Raw genomic sequence first — 13,545 nt, 5'->3', positions numbered from 1 at the left:
GCACGAGCGAGACGCTCGCGCTATCTCAGAATCTGCCTCATCTCTCAATTCTCAAGTCTGTTCATTCATCGAGCTTGTCCAACTTATATTCTGAGAGGGCGACTCGTGCAGAACTGATGGACGTTTCTGCCTCATTACGATCTTTTCGTTTTATTTTTAGTTCACATCTGCCCTGTTCCGATTCAGGAATCTCTTCAAACGTTCGCATGGAATTTCCTTCGATTTTTACTGTGCCTCCCCATATACCTTTTTTATAGGCAATCGATTCAATCTCATCAAAAGGAATTTCCACCTCCTTTAAATCCGACTTAATAAATCCGCCAATTGCATCTTTAATTTCAAATTCAAGCACAAGACTTGATTTTTTAACGTGAATCAATCCTTGTGCTTCAGCAAAGCCTTGATTAACTGATAGGTGAAATGGTATGGGTTTTTTCTGCAAAATTTGAAGGAGTAGAATTATTGTTGAGGGTTAAAATAAATTTTTTGCAAGAAAATTGAGAAAATTTTGTAAGGTTTTTCGCATTTATGGTTCATACTAATGAGAACACGAACACAAAGAGAAAATTGAGAAGTGATTGAGCACACTTCTCAAGTCCTTCCGGGAGTTGTGGTGGAGAACCACAACTCCTGCTTTTTTACGATTGAGTCATTTCTTCATGTATTGTGATTATTAACACATAAACATGCCTTCATTGATATTGAAGGAGATTTATTTGACTGTAATCCGAAACAGGTAGTTACAGTCAATATGCGTTTTCAGAGTATCTATTCATCAAAACTACGTTGCAATTGTGATGGGACTAAAACGGAACGCTACATTTCGAAAAGTACTGGTTTCCATTTTCCTTATGCTGATTATGGTTACCAAGGCTTCAGCACAGCAAACTATATTGGAGGATGATTTTGAAGATGAAGATCTCACACAAAATCCAGAATGGACGGGGGATCTTTTAGATTTTAGTTTTGAAGAAGTTAATGGGAATAATCTTCTGAGATTGAATTTATCGGATGAAGGTTCTACTCAAATAAGAACTGAGTCTACGACAACAAATGGCGTATGGGAATTTTTTATAGACCTGAACTTTCCACCCTCAGGATCGAACTTTAGTGAAATTTTCTTGATCTCAGATACGGATGATTTTGAAGGAGATGTAAATGGTTACGCGATAAGATATGGAGAAGGCGGATCAGATGATCGATTCAAACTACTGAGATACACAAATGGAAGCAGCAATGAAATTTTAACGGGCACATTAGACCTCTCATCAGGTGGGCCATTCCAGGTTCGAGTAACAAGAGATAATTCAGGCACATGGAGTCTTTATGAATCTTCAGGATATGGCGGTAGTCCAAGTTTGGTTGGTACTACTAATGATAATATGCATACCTCTTCCCGTCACTTTGGGTTTTATTTAGAATATACATCCTCCCGAGCAGATCAATTTTTTATTGATGACATTTCTATTGAAAACTCAGAACCCTTTGATGTAGTTTCGGCTGAAGTATCATCTGCCACTGAAATCGACGTCACTTTCAATTATCAAATAGACAATACTTCTCTTGATCCCACTGATTTTTCAATTGATGGCGGACTTGGGAATCCGACATCTGTAAGCCCGGAGGATGATTTCACCGTTCGATTGAATTACGACTCGGTTTTACCGGACGGCAACTACACCCTAACGGTAAATGATGTAGATAACATTTACGGCGGTATGATTCCGGCAGACTCAGAGGCAGATATTTCAGTCACCAATCCCTTTGAAGTAGTGTCTGTTAATGTGGAAACATCAAACCGTATCTCCGTTGAGTTTACCGAACCACCGGCTGAAACATCCTGGAACCTGACAGATTTTGAGATCACGGAAGATGCCAGCTCCACAGGTGGAATCAACCCAAATTCCATTGATTATGACGATACATCCGAACCTAATACGATTTACATGAATTTGGACTCTTCACTGGCAATTGGAGATTATGAACTTACCATTCGGAATGTGACCAGCACAGACGACTGGCCCATTGTCGGTGCAAGGGAATTCGATTTCACGGTTTCCAATCCTTTCTTCGTCACAGATTTTGAATATTTGAGCCGTACCGAATTCGAAATCACATTCTCGCAGAATATCGATTATGCAACTCTTGATAAGGAAGACTTTGAAATTACAGGCTTTGGTTCGCCAAAGAATGTCAGCCTTGAAGAGTCGGACCAGGTTCGAATCACGTACAGCACGCCGATTGATGTAGGTGAGCGCGTACTTGAAATCGAGAATATATCAAGCAACTCAGATTGGCAAATCGAAACAGGTACAACCGTTGAATTTACATTGTTTGATGAATATGATGCAGGCGATCTCGTGATTAGCGAGTTTTATTATCGTGTGCCGATATCCTGGCGAACCGCCACCTACGATCGTCCCCAATACGTAGAGATACACAACAGGGCTGATAAACTACTGAACCTGCGGAATTTTACGATCAATGATGAGAACATCAGCATTGATGAAGATCTGCCGATTGAATCGGGTGAATATCTTGTCATCACGAGAGGTGTTCCGGTTTTTGAAGAACAGTTTGGAGATCGAAATTTTGTTGAGGCCGATGAATTTCCAGAACTGGTTTTAACAACTTCCGATGAAATTATTCTCGAAACAAATGAAGATGAAGAGATTGAATCACTGACCTACGATGCCGGTGAGTGGGGTGGCGACGAGGTCTCACTCGAACGTTATTCATTTGACGTTTCAGCTGACATCCGGGATAACTGGGCTGAATCGGAAGATGTTCTGACAGGCTCGCCCGGATTACCAAGCACGATTACAGAACCGACAAATCCACCGAGAGCAGTTGAGGCATCCTTTCCATCGCCAGCTACATTGCGAATCACATTTTCGAGAACGCTGTCTGATGATGCGGTCGACAACCTCGGTAACTTTAGCTTGGACAATGGGGAAGTAATCAATAATGCTGAATTTACTTCCGATCCTCGAACGCTCAAGTTTGACCTGGATGACACCATGGAGGATCAGTTTGAGTACACATTTAGCTATCAAAATGTGGAAGATATTTTCGGTAATGAAGTCTCTGGCACGCAGGAGTTTAATTTCACGTTCGAAAATCCATTTCGAATTCTGTCTGCGGAAACAGATGGCACCAACGATGTGCTCGTTCAGTTCACGCTGCCTTTGCAAGTTTCAACCGTTGATCTATCAGATTTTGAATTGGGAGATGGAACGGCTCCCTCCAGCTTCACCTTTGACAATTCCGAAACGGTTCGTCTTTCCTTTGGCGATTCTTTCTCAACCGGCAGTTACGAAATCGTTGTGAACGATTTGGAGAGTTTAACGGAAGGCTGGCAGATTGAGGATAATTCTAAAGCAGATTTTTTCCGGTTTGATGAGTACCAAGATGGCGATATTCTGATCACCGAATTTATGTACAACCCTCCCGGTGGATATCCACAATATGTGGAGCTTTATAATCAATCCGGTCGTTTTTTAACCATAAAAAATTTTGAACTGCTTCGGGCGGAAGGTTCAACAAGTTTAGGTGGTGCAATTACTGAATTCGATCAGCCTATCGAACCCGGAGGTTACCTCGTGATCACGGAAGATTCAGAACTGTTAAAAGATCAGTTTGGGTCAGGGCCCTGGTTTGAAATGACAGAGTTCCCCGGTTTTACTCAAACTGTATCAGACCAAATTCGATTTCTTGATCCTGATGGAGATCCGGTGGAAATGATTGAGTACGATCCTACGACATGGGGTGGTTCTGAAATTGCACTGGAACGTCGCAGTAGTGGTGCACCGGCGAACAATCCGAACAATTGGGGCGAGTCGTTGGATGAAGATTTGGGTACTCCGGGCGAAGATAACACAGTCAGTCCGGATGATGCCCCCGTACTTATATCGGCTGAATTTATAGATGCAGAAACCGTTTTGGTCACCTTCAGAGGATCGTTGGACACAGATGTGATTTCAACCGGAAATTTTGACATCAACAGAAGTCCCTCCATCAGTGGTGTTTCATTCATCAACTCAACTCAGACAGAACTCTCTTTAGATGAGGAGATGAATTCAGGACAATCCTACACAATCACCGTCACCAATATTCCCGACATCTTTGGCAATGAACTGGATGAAGATCAGGCCTCTTTTACCTACTACTTTGTTGAAACATCCGAGCCTGGGGATATTGTTATCAATGAGTTTATGTATGATGAGCCGGATGGTTATACTGAATATGTTGAGCTGTATAATATCAGTAATAAAGTATTCAATCTTTCAGGTTGGCAGCAGGCCAATGACACCGCTACCCGCAGGGTTTTGACCGAAGGGCAGGTCTATTTTCCACCGGAATCATACATGATTATTTTGCCCAACGAAGAACTACTCAGCGTTTTCCCGGATATTGACTTTATTAATGCAGGCAGCAGTCTTCCGGCGCTTAAAAACAGCGGGGATGAGATTGTCATCACGAATGCCGAAGGCGTTACGCTCGATTCCCTCCGATACAGTTCGGAGTGGGGTGGGGATGAAGTGGCTCTCGAACGAATTGACCAAGGGGCCATTAGCTCCGATATGAACAACTGGAACGAATCCCTGGCCATACTCAAAGGAACACCGGGTGAGGAAAACTCGGTTGATGTCGACACAGAAGGACCAAAGCTTCTGAGTGCTGATTATATAGACGAAAAGAGCATTCGGGTGTTGTTTTCAGGGGCATTGGATCAAGCAAAGATTTATCGAAGTAACTTTGATATAAGTGGCGGCATTTCTATCGATGAAGTTACCTTTACCAGCAGTACCGAAGCTGTACTGTTTTTAGATGAAACCCTTAATTCTGGGCAATCCTATACTATAACGGTCAGTGATATTCCTGACATTTTTGGCAATGAACTGGATCAAGCATCTGTCTCATTCACCTACTATTTGATTGAAACAGCCGAACCGGGTGATGTTGTAATCAATGAGATCATGTACAATGAGCCGGATAATTATACTGAGTATATCGAACTGTATAATGTCAGTGATAAAGCAATTGACCTGGCCGGCTGGCAGCAGGCAAATGATACAGCATCAAGAAATATTCTCACCAATGAGCAAAAAATCCTTCCGCCGAATTCCTATATCGCCATTCTGCCGAATTTCAATCTTTTGAACATCTTTCAGGATATCCCTCACTTGAATGCGGGAACGGGGCTCTCAACATTGAAAAATGGAGGTGATAATGTGGTGGTGGCAAATGCCGAAGGTGTGATAATCGATTCTCTGCGCTATCGCCCTGAGTGGGGTGGTGACGGAGTATCCCTGGAACGTCGTCGAGCCAATCGTTCCTCGCTGTATTCAGAAAACTGGGCCGATTCGCCAAGCGAAGATTTCGGTACTCCGGGACTGCCGAATGAAATTGAGGGTGATTTTAATTTCATAGCTGTTGGTGCCCGTTCGATATCGCCTACATCGGTCCGGGTTGAATTTAATGCGAATGTTAGCAACAGTAATGTCGATCCTGCATTTTTCGCAGTTGATGGTACCAGACCAAATTCAGTTATATTAGAAACGAACCAAATCCTTCTTCTTGAATTTTCTGATCCGTTGGAAAGTGGTCAGCGAACATTAGTAATTGATGATAATTTGAGATCGGCGGGTGGATTTTCAATAGGTGAAGATTTAGAAATTCAGTTTACAATATTTGATACGTTCAGTGATGGAGATATCCTGATCAATGAGTTTATGTATCGCCCGCCCTCTGGGTATGTGCGCTATGTAGAGCTGATTAACACTTCAAGCAAATTATTAAACCTCAGAAAATGGCGCCTTCAGCGAAGAGATGTTACGGGCGATTCAGAGCGAATCATTTCTGAAGACGATCTCGCCCTGGAACCCGGTGAATTAATCGTTTTAACGGAAGATTCGGAGGCTCTGCAAAAGATTTTTGGTGAGCGAAATATCATTGAGCTTTCAAATTTCCCGACTTTTACGCTTACTGTTGCTGATCAAATTAGACTTTTTACGAACAGCGGCTCGATGGCAGATTCCCTTCAATACGAACCATCGGAATGGGGCGGAAATGGTGTGGCTTTAGAGCGTTTGAGCTATGATGTGGAGAGCACAATCCGTGAAAACTGGGCCGAATCTCCAAATGAGTTACTGGGAACTCCGGGATTACCAAATGAAGCCGAACCCGATGTAAGTCCTCCTGAAATTGTGAGTGCAGCTCAGTACCAGGACCAGGGCTTTATATTGACATTCAATGAACGTCTGAACAGTGACCAGGCAACAGATGATGAAAATTATAATATCACACCAAATTTGCCGATCTCAATGATTGCGTTGGATCGAAATGAGGTGATCCTTTTTGCAGGGGATGAACTGGTGAACGACCAGGAATATGAGATTACAATCAGCAGAATAGGTGATATTTTCGGAAATGAAATTGAGTCTGTCACTGTCTCTGTCCGATACTTGGAGTTTGGAGATATAGCGCCCGGACAGGTTGTGATTAATGAAATCATGTATGAACCGTCTGATGATTCCAGTGCAGAATTTATTGAGATATTCAATAGAACAGATTCAAATTACGATCTGTCCGGCTGGCTTTTGGGTGATTCTACAGATGAAACGGAAATTCCAAGAGGGGTAAACATTCGCAAACATGAAACCCTGGTATTCACAGATTCCCAACACTTAGCAGACGATTCCAATAAATTTGTGTTCGTTCCCGATTTCCAGTCACTTAATAACAGCGGAGATGCAATAACGTTAAAAAAATCAACCGGAAGCGTCATCGATAGTCTATATTATCAGGCCGACTGGGGAGTTGACGAGCCGGGAATCTCACTCGAAAGAAAAGATCCGGCAGGCCTTTCAACCGATCCCGGGAATTGGGAGTCCAGCACATCCGAGCGTGGCTCAACACCGGGCATGGAAAACAGCATATTCGAAATAGATGAGTCAGCCCCGGAAATTTTGTTTGCCAATTTTATTCATCAGGATTCAATTGAAGTTGAATTTAATGAATACGTAGATCTGGCACTTGGCGGCGAGAACAAGTTGGCTAAAGGCGGAGGGGTTCAAAAACAGGCTCAATTCAACGCCCGATTCCTGTTGAACGGCACTTCGGCCGAGCTTCTTTATTATGATGAGGATTCAGGTGATCGGGTGATTCTGGATGGTTCAGTCGTTTCCCGGGGCGAGGAGGTTACATTAAGTGTAGAAAATTTGGGTGATTACAAGGGCAACATGGCAACTCAATTGCAGCAGCCGATTGCACAGCCTATTTCTGAAGGCGACATCATTTTCAATGAAATTATGTTTGATCCGATTTCTGAAGAGCGAGACGGTTTGCCGGATCAATCCCAGTATGTAGAAATTTATAATCGTCGCTCCTATGCCATTTCACTCGAAGGATTTGTATTGCATGATGAACCGGATGAGGATGGTGAGGTTTCTATCATTGAACCGATTCGGAGCCATCGACAGTGGCTGCCTGCTAATGGATATGCACTGATCTATCCCGAACCGGAGGATATTCCATTCACAAACAGCCGTACTGCTGATTTTTTTGGTCTCTCCGGTAATATGCAGGAATTTGCGATTCAAACTGACCGGACCACGCTTAGCCTTACTAACACCGGCCGCCAAATTTACCTGGCCGACAGCACGATGCAAACCATCGATATGGTGGCTTATGTTCCGGAATGGCACAACCCGAATATCGTAGATACGAAAGGAATTTCTCTCGAACGGATCAATCCAAATTTTGAAACAAATGATGAAGCAAACTGGGGTTCAAATTCCACTCCACTCGGTGGTTCTCCCGGGTCAGAAAACTCTATTTACCAAGGATCTGAACAGACGATCAGCGGCAACGATCTTGATTTTACGCCCAACCCGTTTTCTCCCGATGGTGACGGTTTTGAGGATAACCTGCTGATCAATTATTCATTTGATGAACCTGATTACCTGATTAAAGTGAGAATTTATGATCGCTTTGGGAGGCTGGTTCGGAAACTGGCTGAGGCCAAACGAGCCGGTTTTAAAGGCTCATTAATTTGGGATGGGAAAAACGATGATGGTCTCAGAAATCGGGTGGGAATTTACATTGTACTGTTAGAAGCTTATAATAGCGCCAACGGGAAAAATCTATCCTTTAAAGAGACTGTCGTGATTGCAAGAAAGTTTTAATCTCATCGAAAATCCGCGAAGTTTATCCGAGATTTATTTTATAAGTTTTGCTGACTTCAGAAAAAGATGTTTAGATTGAAACTCCGCGGATTTAAGTGCCTAAGAAATTAAATAATCATACAATTGGAGCTGTTTCGGCTGGTCATCAGGCCACAGCAGAGACAGCTGCACAAATTTTAAAAAGTGGTGGGAATGCTTTTGATGCAGTTGTAGCTGCTAATCTTACAGCCTGTGTAGTTGAGCCAGTTTTGGCATCTTTTGCAGGAGGTGGGTTTTTGCTAGCTGAAACGGCCGGTGGTCAGCAAACATTGTACGATTTTTTCGTTCAGACTCCCCGCAAAATCAAACCTAAAAGTGAGTTCTCTTTCTTTCCTATATCTGCCGATTTTGGATACGCAAAACAGGAATTTCATATCGGACCGGGATCTATGGCCACGCCGGGAACGGTTAAAGGATTATTTGAAATCCATCGGGATCTCTGTTCTATGCCATTTCCAGGTCTTGCGGAGCCTGCCATAAAGTTGGCGAGAGATGGAGTAAAGATGAACTCATTTCAGGCCGGTGCTATCCAGATTACGGAGGCGATATATGCATCCAACAAGGAAGCTTCAAAAATTTTCAGGAGTCGAAAAAAAGATAGAGCGTTTATTTCGGAGGGAGAATGGCTAACTCAACCCCGGCTGGCAGATTTTATAGAAGAGTTGGCGATGGAAGGCGAATCGTATTTTTATGATGGAGAAGTAGCTGATAAAATATGCAGGATTTGTGAAGAGGAAGGTGGTCATCTGACTCGCGAGGACCTGGTAAATTATCGGGTTGAGAAGAGAGATCCACTGCATTTGGAATACAGGGACAGTTCGTTGAGTATGAATCCGCCACCAAGCTCAGGTGGGTTGTTGATTGCATTTGCACTGAAGTTGATGGAATCATTAGACCGAAAGTCATTCCAATCTTTTTCGGAGCTTCTTGTGGAGGTGCAAGAGATGACCAATCGGGCTCGGATTGAAAATATAATTGAGAATGATGATCCTAATAAATTCGAGGAAATGTTGCATGCCCCTTTCATTGAGATGTACAAAAAACAGGTACAACATCGGCGAAAAGCCTCCAGGGGCACAACGCAGATCAGTATTGTTGATACTGATGGAAATATGGCAAGCCTTACAACCAGCAATGGTTCCGGAAGCGGGGTGATGATCCCCGGAACCGGTGTGATGATGAATAACATGCTGGGTGAAGAAGATCTCAACCCGGTGGGATTTTACAACTGGCCTGCAGACCAACGGATAAGTTCAATGATGGCACCGGCCATTATTCAGTTAAGGGATGGTAAAAAAGTAGTGCTCGGCTCAGGGGGTTCAAATCGAATTCGCACTGCGATCTTACAGGTTCTGCTCAACCTGATTGATAATGAAATGGACTTGAAAGAAGCCATTCAAGCACCCAGAATTCACTTTGAGAATGATTTCCTGAATATTGAAAAGGGTTTTTCTGAGGAGATTATCGCGGAATTATCAGAAAAATACCCGAATCACAAAATATGGGAAAAGGGAAACCTGTTTTTCGGGGGTGTTCATGCTGTTTCGGTGAAGGAGGGACATTTTTCAGGATTTGGAGATCCCAGACGGGGTGGGGTTTCCATATTATTGTAAATCAGCTCGCTGAGCCGATAGTCAACTATTCCACTTATGGGTAGGATGGCGCGAGCAGCCTGTCCCGAACCGTCGGGGTCCCGCTCGTGCCTTTCGTAACGTAGCACAAGCAATTCTACTACGCCAAAGGTTTCGTTGACCATAGACGCTTGCGCTATCACACGAATTTTTAAAGTTGAAGAATGAAAATTTAGGATGGCGTTGGTCTCCAGCTCAGAATTATGCTAAGTGAACACCCTTCCGAACTTTTCAAGAACATTTGAAAATTCTGTCTCCACTGAGAGTGTATAAAACTTAATTTTTGGTTTCTTGTAAACATCCCTCTGTGTTTATCAAGAACTTATTGAAGAACACGGTCACCCTTCGAAGGGAGAATTTATTTCTCAAGCTCAGCTGGTTTAGTTTGTAACTTGGAATGCTGCCAGCTAAAAACTCAATACGCTTGCACCATTTAATCTCGAAATATTTTCCCGGCTCAGCGAGTCGGGTTAGATTTAATTCATCCTTCCAACTCTGCCATATTCAGCAACTTTCTCAAATCATCCACTCGTCTCTCATCTTTTATTTTGGCGTAGCTGTGGATCAGGTTACGGATGCATCGAACCAGAATTTCTGATTCATCGGCTTTCTCGAGATGTTCGGGTTTTGGCTCAATTCCATTCTTTTTTAGAAAATAGCAGCATTGATTGTATGTGACTATAGTTCCGCCGTCAAATGGATCTATAAGGACTTCCTGGTTGTGAGTTTGATACATCAGCATAAAATGGATCGGCATATTGACCCCGTAAAACGGAAGGTCTAATCGACGGGCGATGAACATCACAACACAACTCAACATTATCGGCAGGCCTTTCCTTCGGTCGATCACGCGGTCGAGATAAGCATTATCGGTGTTATGGTAATCGCTCGAATCTCCCCGAAACCTGAGATCGCGAAAAATATATTGCAGCAAAATCTGCATTTTTTCATTGATGGAAGGTGTGTAGGCAATATCACTTCCAATTTGTGCCGTCAAATTATCCAGTTTCTTTTTGTATTCCCGAACCCGAAGTGTTGGATTCCCGAATTTACAGAGCGTAAAAAGAGCACCCTCGAGTTGTTTGCGATCATGAACTCCCGATTCAATAATCTCTGCAAATTCTTCAATTACGGTTCCGGCTGTAATATTATAGATTATATTGTTGATCGTTTCTTTTTCAGAATCCTTTACGGATTCGGCTCGAAACTGATCCAGTAGGGGGACGGCATGTTCACCCAGTTCCTGGAAGCGTTGTTTTACACCGGTCTGAACCTCCGGGTCGGGATCTTCTAAAAGATAAATAAGTGATTCTATTTCCCGTCTGTTGGATTTGCTCATCTGTATATTAATTTCTTTGCTTCTACAACAGGTTCAGTTATTAAACGATTCCCTGAAACCGTAGCAATTTTAATTCAATTTATCTGCAAGAGGTAAAAGAGTTGGAGACAGTATTATTGCTCAAAAATGTACTGGATTTTTAAAGACCAGTAAAGTGTAGTTATTATATAGACGGTTTTTGATTTTATGATTAATGGATAGATGAAATTCCCAAAGGAATGATAGATAATATATTTTTAATTGATTCGATGAGAAGTAATAAAACAGGGTTTTTATTGATAAAGGATTTAGGAATCATCGTTTCCGAGTTTGTTCGGTTTCATTTAAATTGCTATTAAGTATGCATATGAGTAGATGTGAACAGAATTATTCGAAAATCAATCAACTATGGGCGTTGAAACCGTAAAACTGGCAGAGAACAGGGAGCAAACGCAGGAGTTCATCAAATACCTGTTGAAGGATATCAGGGCGATGGAAAGAATGCTGGAAAGCAATCTGTTTGAAAAAGATACTGTGCGGATCGGGGCAGAACAAGAACTTTGCCTGGTAGATAAGTATGGAAAACCACTTCCAATCTCCATGGAACTCCTGGAAGCCCTGGATGATGAAAATTTTACGACAGAACTGGCAAAATTTAATCTTGAGACGAACTTGGCACCACTAAATTTTGAGGGTAACTGTCTCTCAAAAATGGAAGAGAATATTCTCCGCCAGTTGGATAAAGTTCGCGACACTATTCGTCAGTTTGACGGTGATATAGTTTTAACCGGGGTTCTTCCCACCATTCGAAAATCTGACCTCGATATTGAAAATCTCACACCACTTCCTAGATACAAAGCACTTTGCGCGGCGATCAATAAGCTGCGTGGAGATGAATACGATTTAAGAATCCAGGGCATGGATGAGCTTTTGATGCGTTTTGATACGCCATTGCTGGAAGCCTGTAATACCGGTTTCCAGGTTCATATCCAGGTAACACCCGATGAATTTGTACAGAAATACAATCTTGCCCAGGCCATTACGGGCCCGGTTCTGGCAAGTGCCGTGAACTCCCCGCTTCTGTTTGGAAAACGACTATGGTCTGAGACTCGGGTGGCGTTGTTTCATCAATCGGTAGATACACGAAAAGTTGGAGATCATTTAAGAGAAAGTAGTCCTCGCGTAACATTTGGAAATGAATGGCTGAAGGACAGTATCCTGGAAATTTACAAAGAAGATATCGCCAGATACAGGGTGATGCTGAGCTCGAACATCACTGAAGATGTGGATGAGCTCCTGGATAACGGGGAAATTCCAAAATTAATGGCACTGCAAGTTCATAATGGAACTGTTTATCGATGGAACAGACCCTGTTATGGCATCAGTAATGGTATTCCGCATTTACGAATTGAGAATCGAATTTTTCCATCAGGCCCAACGGTGAGTGATGAAATTGCAAACGCATCTTTCTGGCTCGGTTTACTGAACGGCATGGATGAAGAGTACCAGGATATCACCAAAAAACTGGATTTTGATGACGCACGTATGAACTTTTTTGCGGCTTCGAAATTGGGGCTTGATACAAAGTTTAAGTGGGTGGATGATAAACGGTATTCCGCTGTAGACCTGATAACAAAAGAGCTGCTTCCTCTCGCTAAAAAAGGTTTGGAAAAAGCAGGTGTAGATGACGGGGATGCGACCAGTTATCTGGATATTATTAAAGAGAGAACTGATGCGGCTCAAACCGGTAGTTACTGGATGGTGAAATCTTACAACTCTCTCACGAAAGATATTAGCCGGGAGCAGGCGTTGTCAGCCGTTGTGAATGCGATGATCAAAAATCAAAAAAAGGGTGAGCCGGCGCATAAATGGGGCTTGGCAAAGCTCGACGATATGGAGATGTGGCAGCCGTCAAGCCTCCTGGTAGAAGAGTTTATGACCACCGACCTGTTTACCGTTCAAAAAGATGATATTATAGAGTTGGTGGCTAATTTATTTGAATGGCGAAGAATTCGTTATGTGCCCGTGGAGGACGACAGTAAACACCTTGTCGGGCTTATAACCATGCGTATGGTATTCAGGGAGTTTAACGATATTATTCACAATAAAGGCGATACCAGCAAATCGGTGGAGAAGATCATGATTAAAAATCCAATTACGATCCATCCGGAAGCATCCATTTTAGAGGCGATTGATATTATGGACAGTCAGCGAATTGGGTGTCTTCCTGTAGTGAAAAATAATCGGCTTGTGGGTATTATAACGGAACAAAATTATATGATTATCACATCAAGATTGTTAAGACGTTTACACAGCGATGAGGATAAGAATAAGACAGATTCCGAGAAATTAAGCAATGAATGAGGTA

General features: G+C 42.7%; 5 protein-coding genes. 3 read left to right on the top strand and 2 right to left on the bottom strand.

All coding sequences use genetic code 11. The annotated features are described in order from the left end of the window. Window positions 1-61: 61 nt before the first annotated feature. On the bottom strand, window positions 62-352 hold the full coding sequence (locus tag L6773_RS05465; RefSeq protein WP_237852850.1) for a hypothetical protein: 291 nt from the start codon (window positions 350-352) through the stop codon (window positions 62-64). A gap of 445 nt (window positions 353-797) precedes the next feature. Between L6773_RS05465 and L6773_RS05460 the strand changes: the two genes are divergently transcribed. Next, window positions 798-8,189, top strand: coding sequence for a lamin tail domain-containing protein (locus L6773_RS05460; protein ID WP_237852849.1), 7,392 nt, complete (start codon window positions 798-800; stop codon window positions 8,187-8,189). A gap of 95 nt (window positions 8,190-8,284) precedes the next feature. Further along, entirely contained in the window at window positions 8,285-9,841 is a 1,557-nt protein-coding gene (gene ggt / locus L6773_RS05455; protein WP_237852848.1) for a gamma-glutamyltransferase, read from the top strand. A 499-nt stretch (window positions 9,842-10,340) separates the two neighbouring features. Here ggt and L6773_RS05450 read toward each other — a convergent pair whose 3' ends face one another. Beyond that, window positions 10,341-11,198 (bottom strand): transglutaminase-like domain-containing protein, encoded by an 858-nt coding sequence (locus tag L6773_RS05450; protein ID WP_237852847.1) that lies wholly within the window; start codon window positions 11,196-11,198, stop codon window positions 10,341-10,343. A 387-nt stretch (window positions 11,199-11,585) separates the two neighbouring features. On the opposite strand from L6773_RS05450, the gene L6773_RS05445 reads away from it, so the two are divergent. After that, window positions 11,586-13,541, top strand: a complete 1,956-nt coding sequence (locus tag L6773_RS05445; RefSeq protein ID WP_237852846.1) for a CBS domain-containing protein — start codon at window positions 11,586-11,588, stop codon at window positions 13,539-13,541. The last annotated feature ends 4 nt before the right edge of the window (window positions 13,542-13,545 follow it).

Source organism: Rhodohalobacter sulfatireducens (genome assembly GCF_022012475.1).
Taxonomy (GTDB): Bacteria; Bacteroidota; Rhodothermia; order Balneolales; family Balneolaceae; genus Rhodohalobacter; species Rhodohalobacter sulfatireducens.
Note: the sequence above shows the minus strand (reverse complement) of the source record. Positions and strands in the feature narration are given on the sequence as shown.